Raw genomic sequence first — 26458 nt, 5'->3', positions numbered from 1 at the left:
ACTGCTTCTTTCGCAAAGGATTCGGGTCGCTGATGGCCGCGTCAGCGGCCCGTCTTGGGGGCTTTCCACCGCGCGATGGCTCGCGCCCCCATGTTGAGGATCATGACGAAGGCGATGAGGGCGAGCGCCGCCGCCCAGGCCCGGTCGTAGGCCGCGCCGGAGCCGGCGCTGTTCGCGTACTGCTGGTAGATGTACAGCGGCAGCGAGGCCTGCGGACCCGAGAACGGGTCGGTGTTGATGAAGTTCGTACCCCACACCAGGAGCAGCACGGGGGCCGTCTCACCGGTGATGCGCGCGACGGCGAGCATCACACCCGTCGTGATACCGCCGAGGGAGGTCGGCAGGACCACCTTGATGATGGTGCGCCACTTCGGGATGCCGAGGGCCAGGGAGGCCTCGCGCAGCTCGTTCGGGACGAGCTTCAGCATCTCCTCGGTGGAGCGGACCACCACGGGCATCATCAGGATCGCGAGGGCCAGCGCACCGGCGAAGCCGGAGTAGCCCATGTCCAGGATCAGGATCCAGAAGCTGAGGATGAACAGACCGGCGACGATCGACGGGACGCCCGTCATGACGTCGACGAAGAAGGTGACGGCCTTGGCGAGCTTGCCGCGTCCGTACTCGACGAGGTAGATCGCGGTCAGCACGCCCACGGGCACCGCGATCAGGCTGGCGATGCCGACCTGCTCCAGGGTGCCGATGATCGCGTGGTAGATGCCGCCACCGGTCTCGGTGTCGGCGACCACACCCATGGAGTGCGTCAGGAAGTAGACGTCGAAGACCTTCACACCGCGCTTGACCGTCTCCCAGATCAGGGAGGCCAGCGGGATGACGGCGACGATGAAGCAGACCCAGACCAGGCTGGTGGCGACGCGGTCCTTGGCCTGACGGCGGCCCTCGACGCGGGCGGCGATGCCGTACGTGCCGAGGACGAAGAGGATCGCGGCGATCAGGCCCCACTGGACCTTGCTGTCGAGGCCGGCGCCGAGGCCGATCCCGACGGCGACGACCACGGCGCCGACCGCGATGGCCCACGGGGACCACTTCGGGAGGGTTCCGCCGCGCAGCGTGCTCGCGTGGCGTGCGGTGACGGGTGCGTTGCTCATGCGTTGGCCCCCGAGTACTCCTTGCGGCGGTTGATGATCACGCGCGCCGCGCCGTTGACCACCAGGGTGATGACGAACAGGACCAGACCGGAGGCGATCAGGGCGTCCTGGCCGAACGGGGTGGCCTCGCTGAACTTGCTCGCGATGTTCTGGGCGAACGTGCCGCCGCCCGGGTCGAGCAGGCTGGCGTTGATGTCGAAGGTCGGGGAGAGGACGGTGGCGACGGCCATCGTCTCGCCGAGCGCGCGGCCGAGGCCGAGCATCGAGGCGGAGATCACGCCGGAGCGGCCGAAGGGCAGCACCGACATGCGGATGACCTCCCAGCGGGTGGCGCCGAGCGCGAGCGCCGCCTCCTGGATCATCATCGGCGCCTGCCGGAAGACCTCACGGCTGACGTTGGTGATGATCGGAAGGATCATGATGGCGAGCAGGACACCGACGGTGAGCATGGAGCGGGGCGCTCCGCCCTGCCACTCGAAGATGCCGGTCCAGCCGAAGTAGTGGTCGAGCCAGCCGAACAGGCCGCCCATGTGCGGCACCAGGACGAGGGCGCCCCAGAGGCCGTAGACGATGGACGGGACGGCGGCGAGCAGGTCGATCACGTACGCGATGGGTCCGCCGAGCTTGCGCGGCGCGTAGTGCGTGATGAACAGGGCGATGCCGACGGCGACGGGGACCGCGAGGGCCATGGCGATGATCGCGGAGACCACCGTGCCGAAGGCCAGCACCGCGATGCCGAAGACCGGCGGCTCGATGTTGGTGTTCCACTCGAACGTCGTGAGGAAGTTCGCGTGGTCCTTGCTGATCGCGATGGCGGCACGGTAGGTGAGGAAGACCGCGATGGCGGCCATGATCACCAGGAGGAGGATGCCGGACCCGCGGGACAGGCCGAGGAAGACACGGTCGCCGGGGCGGGTGGCGCCACGGGCCGCGCGCTTCTGCTCGATCGTCGAAGGCGGTGGGGTGGGAGGAGGTGCTTCGGTGTTCTGTGTCGATATGTCCATCAGGAGTCTCCGGTCTGCGGAGCCGAGTCGAGTGGCGGCTCCAGGCGGCGGTGCACCGGACGGTGCGGCCCGCCTCGGTGAGGCGGGCCGCACACTCGGGTCAGCTCAGGTTCGCGACGGTCGAGCGGACCTTGGTGATGATCTCGTCGGGGATCGGCGCGTACTGGGCGGCCGTGAGCTGCTTCTGGCCGTCCTCGCTCGCGATGTAGGTGAGGAAGGACTTCGTGGCGGCCAGCGTGTCGGCCTTGTTGCCCTTCTCGCAGACGATCTCGTAGGTGACCAGGGTGAGCGGGTAGGCGCCCTCCTCGGTCGGCTTGTAGTTCAGCTCCAGGGCCAGGTCGTTGCCGACGCCGGCGACCTTGGCGGAGGAGATGGCCTTGGTGGCGTTCTCGACGGTGGCCTTGACCGGGGTGGCGGCCTCCGTCTTGAGGTCGACGGTGCTGATGCCGTCGGCGGCGTAGGAGAGCTCGAAGTACGAGATCGCGCCGGCGGTCTGCTTCACCTGCTGGGCGAGGCCGGAGGAGCCCTGAGCGGACTGGCCGCCCTGCGCCTGCCAGGCCTTGCCGCCCGAGTACTTCCAGTCCGACGGGGAGACGGCCTTGAGGTACTTGGTGAAGTTGTCCGTGGTGCCGGACTCGTCCGAGCGGTGGAACGCCTGGATCTTGGTGCTGGGGAGCTTCGCGTCGGGGTTCAGCTTGGCGATCGCCTCGTCGTCCCACGTCTTGATCTTGCCGTCGAAGATCTTGGCGATCGTCGAGGCGTCCAGCACGAGGTTGTCGACACCCGGGAGGTTGTAACCGATGGCGATGGGGCCACCGACCATGGGGAGGTCGACCGCGTTGTTGCCGTCACAGGCCTTCTTGGCCGCGGTGGCCTCTTCCGGCTTGAGAGCCGAGTCCGAACCGGCGAAAGCGGTCTGGCCCTGCGTGAACGCCGTGACACCGGCGCCCGAACCCGTCGGGTTGTAGTTGATCTGAACGCCCTTGCAGGCGGCCGTGTAGGCCTTGACCCAGGCGTCGATCGCGTTCTTCTGCGCGGAGGAGCCGGACGCCTGCAGCTGGCCCTTGGCGTCGTCGCACTTGATGGAGCCCGCGGCAGCGGTCGGCGCCGAGCTGCCGCCCGCGTCGCTCTTGCCCGTGTCGTCAGAGCCGCACGCCGTGAGGGCCAGGGCGCCGGAGACGGCGAGAGCACCGAGGGTGAGGGCCCGCCGGTTCATGCGCTGAAGCTTCACTTTCGGGAGTTCCTTCCAGGAGCCGCCGTCTGGTGGCGGCGTGCGAAGTCTGAGTAACGCGGTCTGTAGCGATGCGGGGAGAACGTCCGGGGACTTCCTTCGCACCGTGTACGGCCGAAATTAGGCAGATCAGGTGAAGGCGTCGATGGCCATAAGTGAACGGGGGGTGAACCCCTGAGGGCGGTGCGGTGAGGTCACGGAAGGCTTACGTCGAGGACACGGCCGGATTCCGGCCCAGGGGGCCTGCGGGGAAACTCTGAGTGACGAACAGGGGCGGCTCCTGTTTCAGCGTACGCACGCCTCCGCCATCCCTCATTCGACGCGCCTTTCCCGCGTGTACCGGCTCACGCCCCTGTGCGTACCGGCGCGGATTCCGCGTTCGTGCCGGTACGGAAGGTGCTCGCCGGTACGGGACGGCCTCACGTCAGGTGCAGCGCGTCCAGCAGGGCGTCCACCAGATCACGGTCGCGCGGCTGGGTGAGACGGTGACGGGCTGCGACGGGGGAGAGCCACAGGACGCGGTCGACCTCGTCGTTCGGCGTGAAATGACCGTCGGCCGCCTCGGCCGCCCAGTAGCGGACCTCCTTGGGGCGGTCACCGACGAGATAGCGGAGCGTGGGCAGGACGGCGCCCGGGGCGGCCCCGTAGCCCGTCTCCTCGCCGACCTCGCGCAGCGCGCCGGCGAGGGAGTCCTCGCCGCGCTTCAGCTTGCCCTTCGGATGCGACCAGTCGTCGTACTTGGGCCGGTGCACCAGGCAGATCTCCAGCCCGGAGCCGACCGGGGAGCGGCGCCACAGGACACAGCCCGCGGCATGGATGGTGTCGTCGGCCATGGGGCCTCCCTCACGGGGTGCGTACGGCTTCCTTCTGCCATGCCTGCTGGAAGGCGAACCGGGCCGCCTCCACCTCGTGCCGCTGGTCGGCGTGCAGCACTCCCAGCGCGTACGCCGTCGCCGGCGCGATCCGCGGGGTGCGTGCCGCCGACGCGGCGGCCGCCGCGGCCTCCGCCGCGTCGCGGTGCCGGTTGAGCGCCTGTCCCGCGCCGAGCAGCCGTCCGTCGACGGGGAACTCCCCGCCGTGCAGCACCTCGCGCGCGTAGCGGTGCAGCCTCAGCAGCAGCCGGACCTGGTGCCAGGGCGCGTCCTGCGGCTGGGGGGCGGTGTCCGCGGAGAGGCCGTGCACGAGGGCCTCCGCGTTGTAGGGGTGGCCCGCGGTGACCAGCGGCAGCGCGGTGACGGCGTCGGCCAGCCGGCCCTGGGCCGCTCCGGCCAGCGGACGCAGGTCGGTGAAGTCCGCGGCCGGGGTCAGCGGGACCTCGCTGGCGAGGACGGCGACGCTGTCGGCGACCGCGTGGAAACGGGAGGAGCCGAGCGCCTGGAGCGCCGCCGAGTGGGCGCGGGTGCGCGCGAGGGTCAGCTGCCGGTCGAGGAGGGCGCCGGCCTTCGCGGCGCCGACGGTCAGGCTGCCCTTGGGGGCGGCGGCCGGACCCGGTCCGACCTGGGCGGGCAGCGCGGCGGTGCCCGACAGCCGGTTCAGCGCGCCGAGCAGGCGCTCCAGGCGTGCGGCGTACGCGTGTTCGCGGGCCAGGGTGCCCGACAGCCAGGCCAGCTCGGGGCGCATCGCCTCCGACCAGTCCGCGTCCAGGAGCGGCCGGAAGGTGTGCAGGCTGCCGCTGATACGGCGGGCGGAGCGGCGCAGCGAACGCGCCGCGTCGCCCGATTCCCCGGCGCCGCCCGCCGCGTTGCCGGTCTCCCGGTGCTGGCGCAGCGAGCGCAGGAACTCCGTGGCCTGAGCCCGGAGGTAGCCCGCCAGGGCGTCACCGATGGGGTCGCCTTCCTGGACGGGAGGGGCCGGGACGGTGGGGGCTGTCCCGGCCGACGGACCGGTGGGGGGATCAAGGTGTTGCTGTGCCACGCCGGCGCCTCCGGGCGTCTATGAGCATCTCCTGGACGTTCCGCAGGGGCTGGCCATCCGCGTCGGTCGCGTGTCGGGTCCACTCGCCGTCGGGGCCGAGGTGCCAGGAGGCGGTGGTGTCGGACATGCCGGTCTCCAGCAGCCTGCCGAGGGCCGCTCGGTGAGCCGGGTCGGTGACCCTGACCAGCGCTTCGATCCGCCGGTCGAGGTTGCGGTGCATCATGTCGGCGCTGCCGATCCACACCTCGGGTTCGCCGCCGTTGCCGAAGGAGAAGACCCGGGAGTGTTCGAGGAAGCGGCCGAGGACGGAACGCACCCGTATGTTCTCGGACAGGCCCGCGACCCCGGGCCGGACGGCGCAGATCCCGCGCACCCACACGTCGACCGGCACACCGGCCTGGGAGGCGCGGTACAGCGAGTCGATGAGGGCCTCGTCCACCATCGAGTTGACCTTGATGCGGACGAACGCGGGACGTCCGGCGTTGTGGTGCTGGACCTCCTTGTTGATCCGCGCGATCAGGCCGTCGCGCAGCGACTTGGGGGCGACCAGCAGCCGGCGGTAGGTCTCGCGGCGCGAGTAGCCGGAGAGCCGGTTGAAGAGGTCGGAGAGGTCCGCGCCGACCTGGGGGTCGGCGGTGAGCAGTCCGAGGTCCTCGTAGAGCCGGGCGGTCTTCGGGTGGTAGTTGCCGGTGCCGACGTGGGAGTAGCGGCGCAGGATGTCGCCCTCCTGCCGGACCACGAGCGACAGCTTGCAGTGCGTCTTCAGACCGACCAGGCCGTACACGACGTGGCAGCCGGACTCCTCCAGCTTCCTCGCCCACTTGATGTTGGCCTGCTCGTCGAAGCGGGCCTTGATCTCGACCAGCACGAGGACCTGCTTGCCGGACTCGGCGGCGTCTATCAGCGCGTCGACGATCGGCGAGTCGCCGGAGGTCCGGTACAGCGTCTGCTTGATGGCGAGGACGTCCGGGTCGGCCGCGGCCTGCTCCAGGAACGCCTGCACGGAGGTGGAGAAGGAGTCGTAGGGGTGGTGCAGCAGGACGTCCCGCTCGCGCAGCGCGGCGAAGATGTCCGGCGGGGACGCCGACTCGACCTCCGCGAGGTCGCGGTGGGTGCCGGCGATGAACTTGGGGTACTTCAGCTCGGGCCGGTCGAGCGAGCCGATGCCGAAGAGGCCCGTGAGGTCCAGGGGGCCGGGCAGCGGGTACACCTCGGCCTCGGAGATCTTCAGCTCCCGCACGAGCAGGTCGAGGACGTAGCGGTCGATGGACTCCTCGACCTCCAGGCGCACCGGCGGGCCGAAGCGGCGCCGCATGAGCTCCTTCTCCAGGGCCTGGAGAAGGTTCTCCGCGTCGTCCTCCTCGACCTCCAGGTCCTCGTTCCGGGTGAGCCGGAACGTGTGGTGCTCCAGCACCTCCATGCCCGGGAACAGCTCCTCCAGGTGCGCCGCGATCACGTCCTCGATGGGGACGTAGCGGTTCGGGGAGGCCTCCAGGAAGCGGGAGAGCAGCGGCGGGACCTTGACGCGCGCGAAGTGGCGGTGGCCGCTGACCGGGTTGCGCACGACGACGGCCAGGTTCAGCGACAGGCCGGAGATGTACGGGAAGGGGTGCGCGGGGTCGACCGCCAGCGGGGTCAGGACCGGGAAGATCTGGTGCCGGAAGAGCGTGAAGAGGCGGGCCTGTTCCTTCTCGGTCAGCTCGCTCCAGCGGACCAGGTGGATGCCCTCCTCCGCGAGCGCGGGGGCGACGTCCTCCTGGTAGCAGGCGGCGTGCCGGGCCATGAGCTCGCGGGAACGCGCCCAGATCATCTCCAGGACCTCGCGGGGCTGGAGGCCCGACGCGGACTTGGTGGCGACGCCGGTGGCGATACGGCGCTTGAGGCCGGCCACCCGGACCATGAAGAACTCGTCCAGGTTGCTGGCGAAGATCGCCAGGAAGTTCGCGCGCTCCAGGAGCGGGGTGTTCGGGTCCTCCGCCAGTTCGAGCACGCGTTCGTTGAACGCCAGCCAACTGCGCTCACGGTCCAGGAACCGCCCCTGCGGCAGGGTGATCCCGTCCTGCACCGTGTCCTCGTACTCGTCGAGGTCGGCGTCGAGGTCGGGCTCCAGGTCGGAGACGTTGGCCGCGACGGTGTGCGGCCGGTGCGCGGCGATGGATCCGACGGACGGCTGCGGGTGCTGCACGGGTGCCTGGGCGCTTGGCTGGTTCATGGACCCATTCTTCCGCGCCGAAGGCGAGACCGGCGCGTCGGAGAGAGCGGGCGCCAGCGCGGCGATACGGAAATTTCCGTTCCGCTTCACTGACGTACGCTCACTCCGCGTGGTCGGCGAGGGCTCGTTCTCCGGCGGAGGAGACGGCTCGGGCACGGCGGGCTGCATTCCCCGAGGGTCGCAAGGTCACCTGAATCGATGGTTACGAGGACATGACGTGCGGGCTATCGGGGGGAGGCTCCCGGACGTCCACGTGTCCGGAAACCGGGTTCCGGCCCCCGTACGAGCCGCGTGGGCCCCCGGGGTACCGCCGGTTACGCCGTGCGACGGCGCAGCAGGGTGAAGGCGGCGACGGCCGCGGCCCCCGCCACGGCCAGCAGCACCCCGCTCTCCACCAGCTGCAGGGGCCAGAAGTGGGACTCCGGGTGGACGGTCGCCCAGAAGTCGCTCAGTCGGCTGCTCTTCATGCAGGCCCGGATCTGGGCCGACGTCTCGGAGCCGACGCAGGCCAGGTCGTTCCCGATGCGCCGGCCGTCGTTCGTGACGATGCCGTGTTCGAGGACCAGGACATCGGGCGGGAGGTCGAGGGCCGTCCGCCCGGTGATCGTCGTCGTGGGCCACAGGCTCGGCCGCACCGCCCGCAGGGCGTAGGAGAGGACGAGTGTCGCGGCGAACGCTGCTCCGGCGGCGGGCAGGGCCCTGCGCAGGAGCAGAGCGGCGAGGGTGCCGAGGGCCAGTCCGGCGAGGGCGTACGCGACGGTGACGGGACCGGTGGAGGCGTAGACCTCGGGGTCGTACCAGGCGCCGGCCAGGGGCCCGTTCCCGTCCCGGCGGGCCACCGTGTGGAGCACGACGGCCGCCGCGGTGCCGGCGGTGAGCAGGACAGCGGGGACGGCGAGCTTGGCGGCGAGCCAGCGCACCGGGGTGACGGACTGGGTCCAGGCCAGCTGGGCGGTGCCGTTCTCCAGCTCGCGTCCGATCAGCGCGGCGCCCGCCCAGGCCGCGACGGGGAACATCAGGTACGAGAGGCCGGTGGCGACCAGGTCGAGGCCCACGCCGTAGTTCTCGTCCGTGTGGATCGCCCGGAGCGAGGCACAGTCCGGCAGGCCGTCGGCCGGTGGTGCGGCGCAGGGGACGACGGCCGCGCGGGCGTCCGGGCCGATGACGTACAGCCAGGTCATCACCGCGCCGGCGACGAGCAGGGCGGCGACCCACACGATCAGCGCGGCGCGGTGCAGGCGCAGCACGGTCCAGGTCAGGCCGGAGGGGCGGAGCGGGGCCGGGGCGGGCCGGGACGGCACGGCAGGGCCCGACGGGGGGCGCAGGGTCGGGGCGCTCATGAGGTGGACGTCCTCCTCAGGACGGCGAAGGCCGCGGCGACCAGGATCGCGGTGGCGGCCAGCAGGACGCCGGTCTCCAGGAGCTGGCGGGGCCAGTAGTCGGGGGAGGGGAGGTACTGGCGGGTGAAGCCGACGACGTCGTGCTTGGCGAGGCACGCGCGGCTCGCGTAGCAGCCCGGGTCGTGGATCTCCGCGCCGGTGGACGTGATGGCCCGGCTGCGGACGGACAGTTCGGGCTGCTGATAACCGCGCTGGAACGGCCAGAAGTTGGAGCGCACGGCGATGACGGAGTACTGGACCGCACCCGCGGCGGCGAGGGCGGGGAGTGTGCGGCGCAGGGTGAGCCCGGCGAGGACGCCGACGGCCAGACCGAGCAGGGGTGCGGCGACGGTGGCCGGGCCGATGGAGAAGTACAGGCGTTGGGGGCCGTAGCCGGCCAGCAGCAGGTTGCCGTGCGCGGACCACAGCATCCGGTAGAGCGCGACGAGCAGGCCGGTGCCGACCGTGAGGAACAGCGCGGGTACCGCGAGTTTGGCGGCGAGCCACCGGGCCGGGCTGACGGACTGGGTCCAGGCGAGCCGCGCGGTGCCGTTCTCCAGTTCGCGCGCGACCAGCGAGGTCCCCGCGAAGACGGCGACGGCGAACGAGGCGGCGTTCAGCAGGGAGGCCGGGGCGTAGAAGAGGTCGTTGTAGGCGCCGGAGAAGGGGGAGCCGATGGTGCCGGCGGTCCAGGCGTCGTCCTGCACGCCCGCGTAGCCGAAGGTGTCGAGCAGGTGCTGGGTGTGCGTGGCGCCCGGGCCGTAGAGCCACAGCAGGAGACCCGCGGTGAGCACCACGAAGGCGGTCCAGATCCACAGGGCGGTGCGGTGCAGCCGCAGGAGCGTCCAGAGCAGGCCGTGCGGGCGGGGCAGCGCGCGGCGCACGGGAGACGTCAGGGAGGTGGTGCTCATCGGGTCACCGCCACGGGGGTCGCGGTCGTGCCGGGGGTGAGCAGCGCGGGGGTCGCGGGGGAGCGCAGGTGGGCGAGGAGCAGCTCCTCCAGCGAGGGCTGTTCGGCCTGCCAGCGGTCGTCCACGGGTCCGTCCTTGCGTATCAGTGCGGTGAGGCCGCGGCCGGCCGCGCGGGACTCGACGACGAGGTGCGGGGCGAGGTCGGCGGGGGTGCCGCGGCCGGTCACCAGGGTGTGGGCGAGAAGGAGGTCGTCCAGGCCGCCGCCGAGCCGGATGCGTCCGCCGCCCAGGAGCAGCAGGTGATCGCAGGCGTCGGCGAGTTCGGAGACGATGTGCGAGGACATCAGCACGGTGGTCCCGCGCTCGGCGGCGTCCGCCATCAGCGTGCCCAGCAGTTCGTGGCGGGCCAGTGGGTCCAGGTCGGCCATCGGCTCGTCCAGCAGCATCAGGTCGGGCCGCTTGCCCAGCGCGAGGGCGAGGGCGACACGGGTCCGCTGGCCTCCGGACAGGCGCCTGACCCTGGTCCCCGGGTCGAGCGAGCCCTGTTCCACGATGCCGGCCGCGTACGAGGCGTCCCAGCGGGCCGGGTTGAGTTCTGCGCCCAGGCGCAGGGTCTCGGCGATGGTGAGCTGGGCGTGCAGCGGCTTGTTCTGGGAGAGGTAGGCGATGCTCTCGCGCGCCTCGGCGGGGCCGGTGCCGAGCACGGTGAGGGTGCCGGCGGTGGGGCGCACCAGTCCGGCCGCCGCCGCCAGCAGCGTCGACTTGCCCGCGCCGTTGGGGCCGACGAGGGCGCTGACCCGGCCGGCCGGGAGGCGGAAGGAGCAGTCGTCCAGGGCCGCGGCGGAGCGCCGGCCGTAGCGCACGGTGAGACCGTGCGCCTCGACGGCGACGGCGGGGCGGGTGGTGCGGGTGGAACTCACTGGTCCCCCTTCGGGAAGTGTGCGTCCAGTACGGAGGTGAACAGCGCGGCCACGTCCTCGCGGTCCAGGCCCGCCGTGCGGGCGTCGCGCGCCCAGGCGTCGAGTTCCTCGCCGAGGGGCGAGTCGGCCGGGGCGGCGCCGAGCGTTCTGCGGACGAAGGTGCCGAGGCCGCGCCGGGCCTCGACCAGGCCTTCGCGCTCCAGCTCGCGGTAGGCCTTCAACACGGTGTTCGGGTTGATGGCGGTGGCTTCGACGACCTCGCGGGCGGTGGGGAGCTTGTCGCCGGGTTCGAGGAGGCCGAGGCGCAGCGCCTGCTTCGTCTGCTGGACGATCTGGACGTAGGTGGCGACGCCGCTGCGCCGGTCGATGCGGTACGCGACCACTCGGACAACCACCCTTTCACTAATTGAGTAGTGAAAGGGTGGTGCAAGGGAGCGGCCGCCGTCAAGTCGCCCCGGCCCGCCGGGTGCCCGCGACGCCGGGATCAGGGCCCCGACCAGGCGCGGAACACTGATCGGAAAAAACTCGCCGGAGCGTGAACCGATCGGCGGGGCTCGTCCGATGAGGGGGTGTGAGGGAAACGAGAAGCGACGGAGAGCTGCTGCGGGCCATCGCGGCGGACCGGGACCGTCGCGCCTTCGAGGAGCTGTACCGGCGGTATGCGCCGTGGCTGAGCGCGCGGTTGCGCGGCCGCTGCGCCGACCCCGGGATCGTCGACGACGTCGTCCAGGAGACCTTCCTCGCGGTCTGGCACGGCTCCGCCCGCTACCGCGAGGAGGGCGACCCGGCCGGCTGGCTGTGGCGCATCGGCTCGCGGCGGCTCGTGGACGCGATGCGGGGGGACGGCGCGCGCGGCAGGCTGCGCGGCGCGCTGGCCCGGCTCCGGCACCGCGACGAGGTCTCGGCGGAGGAGCGCGTGCTGGCAGGCGTCGAACACGGCGACCTGGCGGGCGCGCTGACCAGACTCTCGCCCGAACTCCGGGCGGTGCTCCAGGCCACGGTGATCGACGGGCTCAGCACCCGGGAAGCGGCCGTCCTGCTCGGCATCCCGCCGGGCACGGTCAAGACGCGGGCACTGCGTGCGCGCAGGCAGTTGCGGGAGGCGTTGGCATGAGCGACGACCGTCACGGAAGCGGTGACAGCGGCATGAAGGGTGACGACGGCGTGGCGGACGGCAACCGCACGAGCGGGGACGAGAGCGTGACCGGTGGCAGCACCGGGCGTACGCCGTGGCACGTGCCGGAGGAGGATCTCCGGGCCTATGCACAGGGCGTATTGGAGGCACCCCGCCTCTGGTCCGCCGACACCCACCTCGCCGCGTGCGACCGGTGCCGAGCCGAACTGGCCGCGTCCAGCGACCCGCTGGCCCTGGACGCCGGCTGGGAGCGGCTCGACGCCGAGCTCGACGCACCCCGGCCCGGCCCGGTCGAGGCGCTGCTCGTCCGGATCGGCGTCGCCGACCACACCGCACGGCTGCTGGCCGCCGCCCCCGTCCTGCGCCGGTCCTGGCTCGGCGCCGTCGTCGCCGTCCTCGCCATGACGGTCGCCGCGGCCAACGCCGCACGGGTCGGCGCGACCCCCACCCTGTTCCTCGCCCTCGCCCCCCTGCTCCCCCTCGCCGGGGTCGCCCTCTCCTACGGACCGAGGCTCGACCCGACGTACGAGATGGCGGTCGTCTCCCCGCTGCACGGCTTCCGCCTCCTGATGATCCGCACGGTCGCGGTGCTCACGGTCGGCCTCGGGCTGAACGGCGTGGCGACCCTCGCCCTCCCGTCCTACGGCCTGCGGGCCCTGGCCTGGCTGCTGCCGGCCCTCGCCCTCACCGCGAGCGGCCTCGCGCTGGCCTCCCGGCTCGGCCCCGTCCTCGCGCCCGCCCTGGTCGCGGGCGGCTGGGTCACGGTGCTGGCCGTGGCCCAGGCGACCACAGCGTCGGGCACCACCCTCGCGCCCTTCACGGCGGCCGGACAGGGCGTCGCCGGAGCCGTCGCGGCCCTCGCCGCCGCACTCCTCTATCTCGCACGGGACCGGTTCGACAGCTCGCGCCTCCCGTTCACCGACCTCACCGACAGGAACGCCGCATGATCCCCACCGTCTCCGCCTCCGGCCTGAGCCTGCGCTTCGGAGGGACGCTCGCACTCGACGACGTCTCGCTGCGCCTCGGTGACGGCGTCACCGGCCTCCTCGGGCCCAACGGCGCAGGCAAGACCACCCTGTTGCGGGTGCTCGCCACCGCCGTACCGGCAGACCGGGGTGCCTTCACGGTCCTCGGACACGACCCGGGCACCACCGCGGGACGCCTGGACGTCCGCCGGGCCCTCGGTTACCTCCCACAGACCCCCGGATTCCACCAGGACTTCTCCGCGTTCGAGTTCGTCGACTACGTGGCGATCCTCAAGGAGCTGACCGACCGCACCGCCCGGCACCGCGAGGTGCGGCGCGTGCTGGAGGCCGTCGACCTGTCCGACGTGCGCGGCAAGCGCATCAAGCGACTGTCCGGCGGGATGCGCCAGCGGGTCGCGCTGGCCGCCGCCCTCGTCGGCGACCCCGGATTCCTCGTGCTCGACGAGCCGACCGTCGGGCTCGACCCCGAACAGCGCATGCGCTTCCGTGAGCTGATCGCCCAGGCGGGTGAAGGCCGCACCGTCCTGCTCTCCACCCACCAGACCGAGGACGTCGCGATGCTCTGCCACCGCGTGATCGTCATGGCGGGCGGCCGCATCCGCTTCGAGGGCACCCCGGCCGAGCTGACCGACCGAGCGGCCGGCCGCGTCTGGAGCAGCACCGAGCGCGACCCGGCCGCCCGAGCCGGATGGCGCACCGGCACGGGCACCTTCCGCAACGTCGGAGACCCTCCCGAAGGCGCCGACCTCCTCGAACCGACCCTGGAAGACGGCTACTTGCTCACCCTCGACGGTGAGCCCGCGGAGGTGACGGCATGAGCGCCGGTACGCACACGCTCCCCCGGACCGCTCCCACCGCCAGGGAGCGGGTCACGCCGGGCCCGCGGTCCAGGGCGGCCGCCGTCGTCGCCCTGGCCCGCTTCGAGGCACGCGAACTGCTCCTGCAGATCCCGGTCCTGCTCTTCCTCGCGGTGTACGTCGGCTACACCGCGTGGACCCTGTTCTCCGGCCGTGAGGGCATGGACGAGTTCCCCGCTCTCCAGGACGTCGACCGGTCCACGCAGTCCGCCCCGATGCTGCTCGCCATCGCCCTGTTCGTGGGGGTGAACCGCGCGGTGCTGCGCTCGCGCCGACAGTCCACCGACCGGCACTTCGACGTGCTGGTCATGGAACCCTGGCGGCGGACGCTGGCCCACGCGCTGTCCGTGCTGCCGTTCGTCGCGATCACCGCGCTGGTCGTCGGCTTCGAGTTCACCTGGGCCGCGCTGAAGCCGGGCGCCGTCGGGCACGGTTCACCCGCCGAACTGGCCGTGGGCCCCCTGGTGGTCCTCCTGGCCGGTGTCCTCGGGGTCCTGCTGGCCCGGCTGATCCCGGTCGGGTTCGTCGCACCGCCCTTCGTGATCGGCGCCTACGCCGTCACCATCCTGGTCTCCGCGTCCACGCAGGGCGCGCACTGGGTGACCTGGCTCGGCCCGGTCGTCTCCGACACGGGCGCTGACCCCTTTCCTTCCGACCTGGTGGGCCGCCCGGCAGCCTGGCACGCCCTCTACCTCATCGGCCTCACCGCCCTGCTGCTCTGCCTCGCGGTCCTGTTGAGCGGTGGCCGGACGCGCCTGCTCGCGGCCGTGGCGGTGGTCGCCGCCGTCGCGACCGGCGTCGGAGTGGCCGGACAGTCCCCGGGCGACTCCGCCGCACTGGTCGCGGCCCGGGCGAAGGCGTCCGTCACCCCGCAGAAGGTGCAGGTCTGCGTCGAGCACGGCCGGTCGACGTACTGCGTGTTCCCCGAGTGGGCCGGCCGCACCGCCGACTGGGCCGACATCGTGGACCGCATCCAGTCCCGCGCGGGCGGATCGGCCGGCGGGGAGCGGCTGACCGTGCGCCAGCGCATCGACGCCCGGTACGGCCTTCAGGGCGACGCCGCGATCGACTCGTCCGGCACACCGGGCACCGTGACGGCGGGCACGCGCTGGGGTGGGAACCGCGTTCCCGAGTTCGCGGTCGGCGTCGCCTCCGTACTGGTCGCGGGGGACGAGAAGAGCGCCGGTGAGAGGTGCGACGCCCGCGTGGTCACGACCATGTGGCTGGCGCTGAGCACACAGCCGGACCCGATGCAGTCCCTGCGCGACGTGCGGCTCGACGACACCACGGAGGGCTCCGCCTACGTGCTCTCGCCCACCGGCGGCGTTTCGATGACGGCCCAGCAGACCACCGTGGTACGGGAGTTGCTGGCGAAGTCGCACTACAGCGTGGCCGCCAAGGTGAAGGCCCACTGGACGGAGCTGACCGCCCCGAAGACGTCCACGAAGCGGGTGGCCGAGTTGCTCGGCGTCCCGGTCGGGGGCAAGGGGACGCCGGCGGACTCGGGGAGCGGATCGTGCGAGAGGTAGACCTGGCGGCCCGGCCGGCAGAAGGCCCCGGCGGCTCCGCGGACGCTGCTGAGCGGTTCGGCCGAGCCTCCGGACGGCCCGCGGGAGGAGGAGGGCGCCCCCGGGCTCACGAGGTCGCCGCCGTCCTCGTCCGGCCCGTGTGGCGCACCCTGCCCCGCACGGCCCTGGCCACGGGTGCGGGCCTCGGGCTGCTGCTGGCCGGCACTCCGCGGACGCTGTCCGGTGAGGTCGACCCGTGGCTCTGCCTCAACGTGTTGCGGGCCGCCGCCCTCGCCTTCGGCCTGGGACTGGCGTTCCTGCTGGACGACCCGGCCCGGCACACCACCGCCGCGGTGCCGACGCGGCGGCCGGTGCGGATCGGAGTCCGGCTGGGACTCGTCGCTCCGCTGTCGGCGGCGTGGTGGACGGCGGTCCTGCTCCTCATACCCGACGAGGGCCGGCCGCCGGTGGGTGCCGTCACCCTGGAGGCGGCGGCCCTCGCCGCCCTCGCGCTGGCCGCCGCGACCATGGCCGTACGGCACGCGGAGGCGACCGAGCCGGGCATCGCGGTGTCCGCGGGACTCGTGGGCACCGTCTTCACGGCGGCCCTGCTGCTCCCCGAGCGCTGGGAGCTCTTCGTCGCGACGCACGACCCCCACTGGGACGACGCGCACCGGAGATGGGCGGGTGTCCTGGTCGTGGCGGTGCTGGCGGGGGCGTGCAGCCTGGCCGAGCCCCTGCGGCGGCGGAGAGCGACCGTCCTCGGCCGCCGCTGACGTCGGCCGAGGGGCCCGGCGCCGGAGGCGCGGTCCGCTCACGGGCGGATCGTTACTCCGTCCCGGACCCTGGCCGTCGCTCCGAGCCGAACCCGGGTCAGGACTCCGTCCGGTACATCAGGTCGGTCTCGTGGGTGACGAAGCCGAGGCGCTCGTAGACGGCGACCGCCGGCTTGTTGTCGGCGTCCACGTAGAGCATCGCGGTGGGCAGGCCCTGGGCGGCCAGATGGCGCAGCCCGATCGTGGTCAGCGCCTTGCCGAGGCCGCCACCCTGGGCGCCGGGGCGCACACCGAGGACGTACACCTCGCCGAGGCCCTCCTCGGCGTGCACCTTCGTCCAGTGGAAGCCGACGAGGTCGTCGCCGCGGAACGCGAGGAAGAAGCCGGCCGGGTCGAACCACGTCTCGCCGATCCGGTCGTCCAGGTCGCGCTGCGTGAGGGAGCCCTGCTCGGGGTGGTGGGCGAAGGCGGCGGCGTTCACGGCGAGCCAGGCGCTGTCGTCCTGCCCCGGCACGAAGGCACGGACGCTCACGCCCTCCGGCAGCTTCGGGGCGGCCAGGTCGAGGCCCTCCAACGGGCGGCGCATCTGGCGCAGTTCACGGAAGAGGGTGAGACCGAGGACCTGGGCGAGATGCCGGGCGGCGGAGTGCCCGCCGTGCGCCCACACCCGCAGCCGCTTCCCGGACTCGTTGAGCATGGCCGTGCCGAGCGCCCGTCCGTGGCCGTGTCCCCGGTGGGCCGGGTGGACGACCAGTTCGGCGGCCGGGGCCTCGACCGGGTCGGTGTCCTCCAGCTGGGCGTAGCCGACCAGTTCGTCGCCGAGGGTCAGCAGCAGATGCCGGACGCCCTCGCGGGCTCCACCCTTCAGCTGGAGCCGCCCCTGCTCGGACACCGCCTGCTGGCCGTCCTCCAGGGCGGCCTCCGAGAGCAGCCGGAGCACGTCCTCGGCCTGGTCCGGGGAGAGCTCGGAGTAGGTCGCGATGGAGCGCGAGCTGGCGAGGGGTGACGTGTCGTCGCTGGTCATGGATACGAGGGTACGGCGCGGTGATTGGGGGACAAGCGGTTGGGCGGAGTCGATGTGATCGTGGCGGGGCGGAGGTACTCCGCGGGATGCGCAAGCGGTCGCGGCGGGGGCGGGCCGGAGCCTCGCCGGGCGGGGTGTCGGCCTCCGGTGAGCCGATGGCAACCAGTCCGTAACCCCGAACCCCCTGTTGCGCTACGCGCGTTGATTCTAAAGTGCGTGCAAAAGCCACGGCTGTCACAGCGGCCGCACAGCCCGCCCGGCCCGCGCACGCACCACCCGCTCGACCGAACCACCAGCCCGGCTCGCAGGACCCGTAGCGCCCGCCCGTTCCGTGCACATCGCACGGTGCACATTGCACGTCAGCTCAGTCCGGTTCAGTTCACGACCCAGCGTTTTCGCCTCTCACCGTTCTCCAGGGGGGAACCATGCCGCCCACCTTCCGGCACAGACGAACTCATCGCCTCCTCGCGGCCGCCGCAGGTCTCGCCACCGTGGGCGCGCTGGCCGCGGCGATGCCCGCGAGCGCGCACCAGGACGACGCGACTCCGCTGCACCACCACGGCAGCGGCCGCTACCAGGACGTCCAGCTGCTCTCCTTCAACGACCTGCACGGCAACCTGGAGCCGCCGACCGGCTCCTCCGGCCGCGTCACGGAGCTGCAGCCCGACGGCACGACGAAGACCATCGACGCGGGTGGCGTCGAGTACCTGGCCACGCACCTGCGCGACGCCCGCAAGGGCAACAAGTACTCGATCACGGCCGCCGCCGGCGACATGGTCGGTGCCTCGCCGCTGATCTCCGGGCTCTTCCACGACGAGCCGACGATCGACGCGCTGAACAAGCTCGACCTGGACGTGACGAGCGTCGGCAACCACGAGTTCGACGAGGGCGCCAAGGAGCTGGCCCGCCTGCAGAAGGGCGGCTGCCACCCGACGGACGGCTGTTACGACAAGAAGGCGAAGTTCAAGGGCGCCGACTTCCCCTACCTCGCCGCGAACGTCACCGACGAGAAGACCAAGAAGCCGATCCTCAAGCCCTACTGGGTCTGGAAGAAGAACGGCGTCAAGGTCGGCTTCATCGGCGTCACGCTGGAGGGCACGCCGAACATCGTCTCCGCCGAGGGCGTCAAGGGCCTGAAGTTCGGCGACGAGGTCGAGACGATCAACAAGTACGCCAAGGAACTCCAGCGGCAGGGCGTGAAGTCCATCGTCGCGCTGATCCACGAGGGCGGGGCGCCCGCCTCGCAGTCGTACAACTACGACTGCGACAGCCCCGGCGCGGGCGACGGCATCTCCGGGCCGATCGTCGACATCGCGAAGAACGTCACGCCCGCCGTCGACGCCCTGGTCACCGGTCACACCCACCAGGCCTACGCGTGCACCATCCCCGACCCGGCGGGCAACCCCCGCATGGTCACGTCGGCCTCCTCCTTCGGCCGGCTCTACACGGACACCACGCTGACGTACGACCGCAGGACCGGCGACATCGCGCGCACGGCGGTCGAGTCCGCGAACCACGTGGTCACGCGTGACGTCGCCAAGGCGGGAGACATCACGTCGCTGATCGCCAAGTGGAACGCGCTCTCCGCGCCGATCGCCTCGCGCCCCATCGGCTACATCGCCGGCGACATCGGCAACGCCGGCACCGAGTCCCCGCTCGGTGACCTGATCGCCGACGCGCAGCTCGCGTACGGCAAGTCCGTCGACCCCGAGGCCGACCTCGCGGTGATGAACCCGGGCGGCATCCGCGCCGGGCTCACCTACGCGGCGAGCGGCAGCGAGGGCAACGGCGTCGTGACCTACGGCGAGGCGTACACGGTCCAGCCGTTCGCCAACACGGTCAACCTGGTCGACCTCACCGGCGCCCAGGTGGTCACCGCGCTCCAGCAGCAGGTCAGCGGCGCCAACGAGGCCTCCCCGAAGATCCTCCAGATCTCCGAGGGCCTCACCTACACCCTCGACCTGACGAAGACCGGCGCGGCCCGCGTCGTCGCCGACTCGGTCAAGCTCAACGGCACGGCGATCGACCCGGCCGCCACCTACCGCGTCGCGATGAACTCCTTCCTCGCGGGCGGCGGCGACGGCTTCGCGGAACTCGGCAAGGGCGCGAACGTCCGGGTCGGCAACGACGACCTCGCGGCCCTGGAGACCTACCTGACGGCCGGCTCCTCGGCCACGGCGCCGTACCCGGTCCCGGCCGCGGACCGGATCACGATCGTCAAGTAGGCGCGGAGCGTGAAGTTGATCGCATACGGGCGGTAGCAGTTGCGGTCAGGGGCGGTACGCATGGTCGGATGAGACGATGCGTACCCCCCACCGCATAGCCACGCATCCCTATCCGAACCCCTACGAAGAACTGGGTGCCCTCGACGGCACCGGGCCGCTGGAGGAGTTCCTCCACGAGGACCCGCCCGTGGTCGAGCCTCCGGAAGAACCGGACGACGGCTGGTCCCCGCCCAACCACCGGCGCGGCAGCCGGCGCCGCCGCAGGCGCTTCGCCGGCCTCCCGTTCGCCGTGAAGGCGTCCGCCACCATCCTGGCCCTCGCGGCGTTCCTCGCCCTCGGCGACCGCTGGGCGGTGCTGTACGCCGAGCACCGGGCGGCCGACACGCTCAAGGACCAGCTGCATCTGACGGCCGCGCCCGAGGTCGAGATCGGCGGCTTCCCCTTCCTCACCCAGCTCGCCGACCAGCGGCTGGACTCCGTGAAGGTGACCGTGCCCGACGTGGCCGCCGACCGGGTCTCCCTGGCGAAGGTGTCGGCGACGGCGACGAACGTACGGCTCGACGGCGACGGTCCCACCTCCGTGCGCGGCGCCCGCATCCCCCAGATGCACGGCGAGGTCCTGCTGTCCTTCGACGACCTGAACCGTGAACTGGGCGCCTCGCAGGTCACGTTCACCGGGCACGGCCGCGACCAGGTGCGGGCGCGCGGCACGCTGCCCGTCGCCGGACACGATCTCCAGCTGCGGGCCGACGCGCGCATCCGGCGGGACGGCGCGCGCGGTATCTCCACCCACATCGGCGGCATGCGCCTGGACATCGGCGACCTGGCGACCTACCGCCCCGGCACCCGGGCCTCGGAAGGCCTCCACCTCACCCGCGACACGGCTGCCAGGCTCGGCAAGGAGGCCGCGAAGGCACGGGCGCTGCTCGCCGTCCCGTCGATCGTCCACCGGCTCGGGGTGCCCGACTCGGCGGTGCGCGAGGCGCTCCGCGACGACACGAAGCTGGCCTCCCTGACCGGGGCACCCGCCTTCGTCCACCAGGCGATGCGGCTGAACCTCCTCGACGTGGCAGCCGCCCACCCGGAGCTCCTGAAGCGCCTCGGCTTCGACCCCACGCTGCTCCAGGGCCTCACCCGTCTGACCCGGCCCGTTCTCGCCGACCAGCTCTCGCTGGGCTTCCAGCTGCCGCACCCGGCGGACGGGGCGGTGAACCTGCGGGACGTGCGGGTCGAGCGCGACGGGATCCGGGTCCAGGTGGCGGGCACGGATCTGCGGGTCGGGCACTGACCCGACCCGCGGGTCACGGAAGTTCGGGCGGAGCGGCCGGGGCGCCGGGCAGCCGTACGGTCGCGATCGTGCCGCCGTCCTCGGCCGGGCGCAGTGACACCTCGCCGCCGGCCTGCTGGACCGTGCGGGCCACGATGGACAGGCCGAGGCCCGATCCCGGCAGGGCCCGCGCGTCCGGGGAGCGCCAGAAACGGTCGAAGACGTGCGGGAGTTCGTCGGTGGGGATGCCGGGGCCGTGGTCGCGCACGCTCAGCTCGCCCGCGTGCAGCCGTACGTCGACCGTGCCGCCCGGCGGGCTGAACTTCACCGCGTTGTCGAGGATGTTGACGATGGCGCGCTCCAGGGAGGAGGGCTCCGCCCGGACGAACCAGGGTTCCAGGTCCGCCATGATCGTCAGCTCCGGGCCGCGCAGCCGCGCCCTGCGCAGGGCCGCTTCCACGGTGTCCTGGAGCGCCACGACCTCCACCCGGTCGCCCGCGTGCGCCTCGTCCGACCGGGACAGCGTCTGGAGGTCGCCGATGAGCGCCGCCAGCTCGGTCATCTGCGCGGTCACCGAGGCGAGCAGCGCCTTGCGGTCCGCCGGGGGGATCGGCCGGCCCGTCTCCTCGCTCCGGGTGAGGAGTTCGATGTTCGTCCGCAGCGAGGTCAACGGCGTCCGCAGTTCGTGCCCGGCATCGGCGATCAGCTGCTGCTGCAACTCACGGGAGCTGGCGAGGGAGGCGGTCATCGAGTTGAACGATCGCGAGAGCCGGGCGATCTCGTCCTCGCTGTCGTCGTCGACGGGGATGCGGATGGTGAGGTCCTCGGTGCGGGCGACGTGCTCGACGGCGTCGGTGAGCTTGTCGACCGGGCGAAGCCCGGCGCGAGCGACCCAGAGCCCGGCAGCCCCGGCGCCGATCACTCCGATCCCGGAGACGAGAAGGAGCAGCAGGGCGAGGTCGTTGAGAGTGGTCTCGGTGTTCTTGAGCGGGGAGCCGATGACGATGGCGTAGCCCGGGACCGTACTCCGAGTGCCGGGCAGGCCCTGGCTGACGGTCAGGGGAGCGGTCAGGACCCGGACGCTGTCTCCCTCACTGTCCGTTCCGTTGCGGAGCATTCCGTCGTGGGACTCCGATTCCTTGGCCACCTTCCGGTCGCTGTCGGTTACCTTCACCAGCCCCGCGGAGTCGCCGAAGACGCAGGCCGTGCCGTCCGCGTCGACCACTTCGTAGTACATGGTCTTGGGCCGCGGGCCGAAACCGTTCGGTCCTGTAGGGCTCTTGGGCGTCTGGGTGCAGTTGTCGATGAGGGTGCTGAACGAGACCTCCGACACCGGCGTACGCACCGTCGTCCGCAGATCGTCGTCGACCTCGTCGTACAACTTGCCCCGAACGATGAACCAGCACGTCACCGAGACCGCCGCCACCGCGAACGCCACCGCTGCCGCTACGAGGAGGGCGAGCCGGGATCGCAGGGGCAGTGACCTGAACCGGCGGAACAGCTTTCTCACTCCGCGCCGCCCGACCGCAGTACGTACCCCACGCCCCGCACCGTGTGCACGAGGCGCGGCTCGCCGCCGGCCTCCGTCTTGCGGCGCAGGTACATCACGTACACGTCCAGGGAGTTCGACGACGGTTCGAAGTCGAAGCCCCAGACGGCCTTCAGGATCTGCTCGCGGGTGAGGACCTGGCGCGGGTGGGCGAGGAACATCTCCAGGAGCGTGAACTCGGTGCGGGTGAGCTCCACCGGGCGCCCGGCCCGGGTGACCTCGCGCGTGGACAGGTCCATGCGCAGGTCACCGAAGGTCAGCGCGTCGTCCTCGGGAACGGCACCCGCGGACGCCGCGTACGAGCTGCGTCGCAGCAACGCCCGGATGCGGGCGAAGAGTTCGTCGAGTTCGAACGGCTTGACCAGGTAGTCGTCCGCGCCGGCGTCCAGTCCCGTCACCCGGTCGCCGACCGTGTCACGGGCCGTCAGCATGAGGATGGGCGTGGTCGTGCCCGCGCCGCGCATCCGGCGGGCCGCCGTGAGGCCGTCCATGCGGGGCATCTGGATGTCGAGGACGACGAGGTCGGGCTGGTAGGCCGTCGCCTTCTCCAGGGCGTCCGCGCCGTCGACCGCGACCTCCGTGTCATACCCCTCGAAGGCGAGGCTGCGCCGGAGCGCGTCGCGCACCGCCGGCTCGTCGTCGACGATCAGGATGCGCTGGGTGTCACGGTCGCCTTCGGCGGAGCTCATGGATGTGGGTTCCTCGGTGGGTGGGGGTCGTGGCACACCCGGACGTCGACCGGGTGCTTTCAGCCTCGCACGTTCCGGGCTGTCCCGGAATGGATCAGCTTCGTACGGTACGGCGGTGGGCCGGGGCCCGGCGGGCGGCGGGCCGGGAGGCGGCCGGGGTCAGCTCCGGGGCCCGCCGGGCCGGCGCGTGCAGCTCGCGGGCGACGGCCAGGGCCAGGCCGAGCCCGGCCGGGTCGTCGCCGGTCACGGTGTGCGCGACGTGCTGGATCCTCATGGCGACCTCCGGGTCAGCTGTCGGAGCCGCCGGCCCGCAGTGAGGCCAGGTCGGACTTGACGGTGTTGATCGGGATGGCGAAGCCGAGGCCGACGCTGCCCGCGCTCGACGAGGACGAGGAGGAGTCCGAAGCGGCCGAGTACATCGCGGAGTTGATGCCGACGATGTTGCCGTTCATGTCGATCAGGGCGCCGCCGGAGTTGCCGGGGTTGAGCGAGGCGTCCGTCTGCAGGGCCTTGTACGTGGTCGTGGAGGAACCGGTGTCGCCGTTGAACTGGCGCCCGCCGAACTCGAAGGGCCACTGCTCGCTGCCGCTGCCGCCGCCCTGCTGTTGCTGCTGGCCCTGGCTCTCGTCGGTGGAGACGGTCACGTCCCGGTCGAGCGCGGAGACGATGCCGCTGGTGACGGTGCCGGTCAGGCCCTCGGGGGAGCCGATGGCGACGACCTGGTCGCCGACCTGCACGCCGGCCGAGTCGCCGAGCGTCGCCGTCCTCAGGCCGGACGGCGCGTTCTCCAGCTTGATCAGCGCGAGGTCCTTCTTGCTGTCGGTGCCGACGACGCTCGCGGTGTACGACTTGCCGTTGTTCAGCCGCACCTTGATCGCGGAGGCGCCCGACACGACGTGGTTGTTGGTGATGATCTCGCCGCCGGTCGTGATGATCACGCCCGAGCCGGTGGAGGAGCCCGCGTTCGAGGTGGCGCTGATCTCGACGATGCTCGGGCTGACCGCCTTGGCCACGCCGGAGACCGTGCCCTTCTGACTGGTGGGCACCACGCTGGTGCTGGTGCTGCTGGAGGCGACGGTGTCGTTGCCCGTCAGCTCCTGGATGCCGTAGGCCGTGCCGCCGCCGATCGCCGCGGCGACGATCGCGACGGCGGCCAGCAGGGCGAACGGGCCCTTGGCGCGCCGCTTCGCGTGTGCCGTGCCCTCCGGCGGGGCGGGCGGCGCGGCGAAGACCGCGGTGGAGCCGGTGGCGTCGGACCCGGGGTGACCGGCGTACGGCCCGGCGCCGGGGCCGTCACCGCCGTTGCCGTCGCCGCCGTGACCGGAGCCCGGCCACACGGTGGTGCCCGGCTCGACGTGGACCGGCGGGGCCGGCTGGTACGCCGGCGGGGGAGGCCACTCGGGGTTCACGGGGGAGGAGGAGGGGTGCGACTGCTGCTGGGGGTACGCGGACCCGTGGTCGTCGCCCTGGGGGTACTCGCCGCTGCGGCGGAAGCTCTCGGTCATGTCAAAAAGACTGTCCCCGGATCATGAGAGCTCCCTGAGTGGTCCCTGAGAAGCCCGACAGAACCTCGTATGCCCGATATAAAGGCGCCCCCCGGGGCGCCTCGGCACCGCTGTCGGTCCCGACGTCGAGCACGCTGTCGACCCCACTCGGCGGGACCTGTCGACCCCGTCCGGCGGGACCTGCGGGGCTCGCCCGGCGTCACCGCCGGACCTCCTGCCGGCCCCCTCACCCGCTCCTTCGGCAAACGGTGGGTTGCGTCCCGGTGATCCCGTGGAACGGCAGGGGCGAACACTTGTCTGACCCCTGTGAGGGCCGTGATTTCGGGGGCCGGTGAGGCCTACGATCTCCGCGCCGGAGGGGGGCTCCGCGGTTACGCCCGTTGTCGACGCACGCCATGCAAGCGGTTGCTGTCGACGGTCGGGCCGGTGCGTCGTACGCCCTTCTCAGGCCTCTGACACGGAACGAGTACACGCACACCCACACCAGGAGCCCTGAGTGATACGTGCCCTGCGCGACCGCTGGAGACGCCCCGCCACGGCGTTCCCGACGGCCGCTCTCGCGCTGGCGCTGACCTGCGCCGGCGTCCTCGCGGCGCAGCCCGCCAGTGCGGCCGACCACCCGGCCGGACTGCCCGACGCGAGCGTCGCCGCCCAGACCGGCGCCGCGCCCGCCCCGACCGCCTCCGACAAGGAACTGCGGCACCGCGTCGTCGAGGCCGCCAAGACCCAGGCGACGCCCGTGGCGAAGCCCAAGAAGACGCCGTTCATCATCGGCGGCACCGAGACCTCGATCTCCTCGGCGCCGTGGATGGTCCAGCTGTCCTACTACGACAGCGCGGCCGGCGAGGGCTACTTCTGCGGCGGCACCCTCGTCGCCCCCAACAAGGTCCTGACGGCGGCGCACTGTGTCGCCGGTCTCGACTGGGCGAAGAACGGCGCGGTGGTCGCGGGTGCCACCGGCCTGCTGGACGACACCAACGGCACCGTCGCGGGCGTCTACCGCCAGTGGAACCACCCGCACTTCGACGACGCGACCCTCCAGAACGACGTGGCGGTCCTCACCCTGGACCGTCCGCTGGAGCAGCAGTGGCTGAAGCTGACGGCGGCCGGTGACAGCACCTCGTACAAGGCCGGCACCTCCGCCACCGTCTACGGCTGGGGTCTGACCTCGGGTGCCGAGGACGCGGACCTGTCGGCGAACCTGCGCAAGGTGACCCTGCCGATGGTCGCCGACTCCACCTGCAACACCGCGATGAAGACCGTCCTCGGTGAGGACGACTTCGTCGAGGGCTCGATGTTCTGCGCCGGCACCCCGGCGACGGGCACCGACGAGGGCACCAAGAGCCCGTGCAACGGCGACTCCGGCGGCCCCGTGGTCGTCGGCGGCAAGGTCGTCGGCATCGTCTCGTGGGGCGTCTCCGGCTGCACCGCCAAGGGCGCCTACCCGGTGTTCACCAAGGTGACCTCGTACACCTGGGCGGCCCAGCCCCGTATCGACGACACGGACCTGACCTTCGACGGCCGTGCCGACCTGCTGGAGCGGACGCCCTCGGGCGGCTTGTTCGAGCAGGACAGCAAGGGCACCTCGCTGGCCACCCGTGCCTACCAGGGCAAGGACTGGCAGTACGCGAGCTGGGTCATGCAGGCCGACCTGGACCGGGACTTCTTCCAGGACCTGATCGAGCGCGACAAGACCGACGGCAAGCTGTACCGCAGCTACTTCAACCACAGCTCGGGCGAGTTCGAGTGGATGCAGATCACCTCGGTGTGGGGCGGCTACACGTCCTACGCCGTCCCCGGCGACATGACCGGTGACTCCCGTCCCGACCTGGTCGCGGTGGACGCCGACGGCTCGGTCTACCTCTACCCGGGCAAGGGCAACGGCGAGTTCTACGCCCGCGTCAAGGTCGTGAACAAGGCATGGAAGGGCGTCAAGGTCTTCGGCCACGGCGACCTGACCGGCGACGGCCGCGCCGACCTGCTGGTCCGCAACACCTCGGGCGTCCTGTACCTCTACCGGGGCACGCAGGTCGAGCACACGCCGTGGTCGACGCGGATCCAGGCGCGTACGGGCTGGAACTTCACCTCGTACGTGGCCAACGGCGACGTGACCGGCGACGGCATCGCCGACGTCATGGCGCGCGACTCGGGCGGCACGCTCTGGCTGTACCCCGGCACCAACAAGGCCTCCAGCGACCTCTTCGGCTCGCGCAGGAGTCTCGGCACCGGCTTCAACCAGTACAACCTGCTGTTCTAGCTC

At 72.0% G+C, this 26458-nt stretch carries 23 protein-coding genes; 8 read left to right on the top strand and 15 right to left on the bottom strand.

Going from position 1 to position 26458, the window contains the following annotated elements:
• Positions 1-41 precede the first annotated feature (41 nt).
• From pstA to AB0C62_RS28350, 10 genes are all read right to left on the bottom strand, one after another.
• Positions 42-1106: a phosphate ABC transporter permease PstA gene (pstA, locus tag AB0C62_RS28395; protein WP_362977850.1), complete on the bottom strand. Its 1065-nt coding sequence runs from the start codon at positions 1104-1106 to the stop codon at positions 42-44.
• Positions 1103-2110: a phosphate ABC transporter permease subunit PstC gene (gene pstC / locus AB0C62_RS28390; RefSeq protein WP_164374172.1), complete on the bottom strand. Its 1008-nt coding sequence runs from the start codon at positions 2108-2110 to the stop codon at positions 1103-1105. The genes pstA and pstC overlap by 4 nt, the downstream gene beginning before the upstream one ends.
• Positions 2111-2210: 100 nt before the next feature.
• Positions 2211-3341: a phosphate ABC transporter substrate-binding protein PstS gene (pstS, locus tag AB0C62_RS28385; protein WP_362977847.1), complete on the bottom strand. Its 1131-nt coding sequence runs from the start codon at positions 3339-3341 to the stop codon at positions 2211-2213.
• A gap of 419 nt (positions 3342-3760) precedes the next feature.
• A complete protein-coding gene (locus AB0C62_RS28380) occupies positions 3761-4174 on the bottom strand; it encodes an NUDIX hydrolase (RefSeq protein ID WP_362977845.1) in 414 nt (137 codons plus the stop codon).
• A 10-nt stretch (positions 4175-4184) separates the two neighbouring features.
• Positions 4185-5255 carry a CHAD domain-containing protein gene (locus AB0C62_RS28375; protein ID WP_362977843.1) on the bottom strand — a complete coding sequence of 357 codons (1071 nt, stop codon included), beginning with the start codon at positions 5253-5255 and terminating at the stop codon, positions 4185-4187.
• A complete protein-coding gene (locus AB0C62_RS28370; protein ID WP_362977841.1) occupies positions 5236-7467 on the bottom strand; it encodes an RNA degradosome polyphosphate kinase in 2232 nt (743 codons plus the stop codon). Before AB0C62_RS28370 ends, AB0C62_RS28375 begins: the two co-directional genes overlap by 20 nt.
• Before the next feature lie 314 nt (positions 7468-7781).
• A complete protein-coding gene (locus tag AB0C62_RS28365) occupies positions 7782-8807 on the bottom strand; it encodes a hypothetical protein (RefSeq protein ID WP_362977839.1) in 1026 nt (341 codons plus the stop codon).
• Positions 8804-9757 (bottom strand): hypothetical protein, encoded by a 954-nt coding sequence (locus AB0C62_RS28360; RefSeq protein WP_362977837.1) that lies wholly within the window; start codon positions 9755-9757, stop codon positions 8804-8806. Before AB0C62_RS28360 ends, AB0C62_RS28365 begins: the two co-directional genes overlap by 4 nt.
• On the bottom strand, positions 9754-10677 hold the full coding sequence (locus tag AB0C62_RS28355) for an ABC transporter ATP-binding protein (protein WP_362977835.1): 924 nt from the start codon (positions 10675-10677) through the stop codon (positions 9754-9756). The genes AB0C62_RS28360 and AB0C62_RS28355 overlap by 4 nt, the downstream gene beginning before the upstream one ends.
• Complete coding sequence (locus AB0C62_RS28350) at positions 10674-11060, bottom strand: GntR family transcriptional regulator (RefSeq protein ID WP_362977894.1); 387 nt, start codon at positions 11058-11060, stop codon at positions 10674-10676. The genes AB0C62_RS28355 and AB0C62_RS28350 overlap by 4 nt, the downstream gene beginning before the upstream one ends.
• A 188-nt stretch (positions 11061-11248) precedes the next feature.
• Between AB0C62_RS28350 and AB0C62_RS28345 the strand changes: the two genes are divergently transcribed.
• The 5 genes from AB0C62_RS28345 to AB0C62_RS28325 are packed head-to-tail and all read left to right on the top strand — an operon-like array spanning position 11249 to position 15939.
• On the top strand, positions 11249-11791 hold the full coding sequence (locus tag AB0C62_RS28345; RefSeq protein WP_362977833.1) for an RNA polymerase sigma factor: 543 nt from the start codon (positions 11249-11251) through the stop codon (positions 11789-11791).
• Positions 11788-12759 carry a zf-HC2 domain-containing protein gene (locus AB0C62_RS28340; protein WP_362977831.1) on the top strand — a complete coding sequence of 324 codons (972 nt, stop codon included), beginning with the start codon at positions 11788-11790 and terminating at the stop codon, positions 12757-12759. Before AB0C62_RS28345 ends, AB0C62_RS28340 begins: the two co-directional genes overlap by 4 nt.
• Positions 12756-13616: an ABC transporter ATP-binding protein gene (locus AB0C62_RS28335; protein WP_362977829.1), complete on the top strand. Its 861-nt coding sequence runs from the start codon at positions 12756-12758 to the stop codon at positions 13614-13616. Before AB0C62_RS28340 ends, AB0C62_RS28335 begins: the two co-directional genes overlap by 4 nt.
• Positions 13613-15184, top strand: a complete 1572-nt coding sequence (locus AB0C62_RS28330; RefSeq protein ID WP_362977827.1) for an ABC transporter permease — start codon at positions 13613-13615, stop codon at positions 15182-15184. Before AB0C62_RS28335 ends, AB0C62_RS28330 begins: the two co-directional genes overlap by 4 nt.
• Positions 15172-15939, top strand: a complete 768-nt coding sequence (locus tag AB0C62_RS28325) for an ABC transporter (RefSeq protein WP_362977825.1) — start codon at positions 15172-15174, stop codon at positions 15937-15939. The genes AB0C62_RS28330 and AB0C62_RS28325 overlap by 13 nt, the downstream gene beginning before the upstream one ends.
• A gap of 97 nt (positions 15940-16036) precedes the next feature.
• On the opposite strand, the gene mshD is transcribed toward AB0C62_RS28325, so the two are convergent.
• Positions 16037-16963, bottom strand: coding sequence for a mycothiol synthase (gene mshD / locus AB0C62_RS28320; protein WP_362977823.1), 927 nt, complete (start codon positions 16961-16963; stop codon positions 16037-16039).
• 425 nt (positions 16964-17388) lie between these two features.
• Here mshD and AB0C62_RS28315 point away from each other — a divergent pair, with 425 nt between their 5' ends.
• On the top strand, positions 17389-19188 hold the full coding sequence (locus AB0C62_RS28315) for a bifunctional metallophosphatase/5'-nucleotidase (RefSeq protein WP_362977821.1): 1800 nt from the start codon (positions 17389-17391) through the stop codon (positions 19186-19188).
• Between the two features lie 76 nt (positions 19189-19264).
• Positions 19265-20476, top strand: coding sequence for a DUF2993 domain-containing protein (locus AB0C62_RS28310; RefSeq protein WP_362977819.1), 1212 nt, complete (start codon positions 19265-19267; stop codon positions 20474-20476).
• A gap of 13 nt (positions 20477-20489) precedes the next feature.
• Here the strand turns inward: AB0C62_RS28310 and AB0C62_RS28305 are convergent, their stop codons facing one another.
• From AB0C62_RS28305 to AB0C62_RS28290, 4 genes are all read right to left on the bottom strand, one after another.
• Complete coding sequence (locus AB0C62_RS28305; RefSeq protein WP_362977817.1) at positions 20490-21965, bottom strand: HAMP domain-containing sensor histidine kinase; 1476 nt, start codon at positions 21963-21965, stop codon at positions 20490-20492.
• A complete protein-coding gene (locus tag AB0C62_RS28300; protein WP_081218134.1) occupies positions 21962-22693 on the bottom strand; it encodes a response regulator transcription factor in 732 nt (243 codons plus the stop codon). Before AB0C62_RS28300 ends, AB0C62_RS28305 begins: the two co-directional genes overlap by 4 nt.
• A 94-nt stretch (positions 22694-22787) precedes the next feature.
• Complete coding sequence (locus AB0C62_RS28295) at positions 22788-22967, bottom strand: hypothetical protein (RefSeq protein ID WP_362977815.1); 180 nt, start codon at positions 22965-22967, stop codon at positions 22788-22790.
• 13 nt (positions 22968-22980) lie between these two features.
• Entirely contained in the window at positions 22981-24198 is a 1218-nt protein-coding gene (locus AB0C62_RS28290; protein WP_362977813.1) for a trypsin-like peptidase domain-containing protein, read from the bottom strand.
• Positions 24199-24694: 496 nt separating this feature from the next.
• Here AB0C62_RS28290 and AB0C62_RS28285 point away from each other — a divergent pair, with 496 nt between their 5' ends.
• Positions 24695-26455, top strand: a complete 1761-nt coding sequence (locus AB0C62_RS28285) for a trypsin-like serine protease (protein ID WP_362977811.1) — start codon at positions 24695-24697, stop codon at positions 26453-26455.
• Positions 26456-26458 lie beyond the last annotated feature (3 nt).

Origin of the sequence: Streptomyces sp. NPDC048643 (assembly GCF_040650615.1) — a bacterium.
GTDB lineage: Bacteria > Actinomycetota > Actinomycetes > Streptomycetales > Streptomycetaceae > Streptomyces.
This window is presented reverse-complemented; position numbering and strand designations above follow the sequence as displayed.

Excerpts from the sequence above, each read along its gene's own strand:
- AB0C62_RS28315 (WP_362977821.1), top strand. The coding sequence starts at position 17,389 with ATGCCGCCCACCTTCCGGCACAGACGAACTCATCGCCTCCTCGCGGCC.
- mshD (WP_362977823.1), bottom strand. The coding sequence starts at position 16,963 with ATGACCAGCGACGACACGTCACCCCTCGCCAGCTCGCGCTCCATCGCG.
- AB0C62_RS28365 (WP_362977839.1), bottom strand. The coding sequence starts at position 8,807 with ATGAGCGCCCCGACCCTGCGCCCCCCGTCGGGCCCTGCCGTGCCGTCC.
- pstC (WP_164374172.1), bottom strand. The coding sequence starts at position 2,110 with ATGGACATATCGACACAGAACACCGAAGCACCTCCTCCCACCCCACCG.
- AB0C62_RS28300 (WP_081218134.1), bottom strand. The coding sequence starts at position 22,693 with ATGAGCTCCGCCGAAGGCGACCGTGACACCCAGCGCATCCTGATCGTC.
- AB0C62_RS28340 (WP_362977831.1), top strand. The coding sequence starts at position 11,788 with ATGAGCGACGACCGTCACGGAAGCGGTGACAGCGGCATGAAGGGTGAC.
- AB0C62_RS28360 (WP_362977837.1), bottom strand. The coding sequence starts at position 9,757 with ATGAGCACCACCTCCCTGACGTCTCCCGTGCGCCGCGCGCTGCCCCGC.
- AB0C62_RS28380 (WP_362977845.1), bottom strand. The coding sequence starts at position 4,174 with ATGGCCGACGACACCATCCATGCCGCGGGCTGTGTCCTGTGGCGCCGC.
- AB0C62_RS28310 (WP_362977819.1), top strand. The coding sequence starts at position 19,265 with ATGCGTACCCCCCACCGCATAGCCACGCATCCCTATCCGAACCCCTAC.
- AB0C62_RS28290 (WP_362977813.1), bottom strand. The coding sequence starts at position 24,198 with ATGACCGAGAGCTTCCGCCGCAGCGGCGAGTACCCCCAGGGCGACGAC.
- pstA (WP_362977850.1), bottom strand. The coding sequence starts at position 1,106 with ATGAGCAACGCACCCGTCACCGCACGCCACGCGAGCACGCTGCGCGGC.
- AB0C62_RS28330 (WP_362977827.1), top strand. The coding sequence starts at position 13,613 with ATGAGCGCCGGTACGCACACGCTCCCCCGGACCGCTCCCACCGCCAGG.
- AB0C62_RS28335 (WP_362977829.1), top strand. The coding sequence starts at position 12,756 with ATGATCCCCACCGTCTCCGCCTCCGGCCTGAGCCTGCGCTTCGGAGGG.
- AB0C62_RS28370 (WP_362977841.1), bottom strand. The coding sequence starts at position 7,467 with ATGAACCAGCCAAGCGCCCAGGCACCCGTGCAGCACCCGCAGCCGTCC.
- AB0C62_RS28295 (WP_362977815.1), bottom strand. The coding sequence starts at position 22,967 with ATGAGGATCCAGCACGTCGCGCACACCGTGACCGGCGACGACCCGGCC.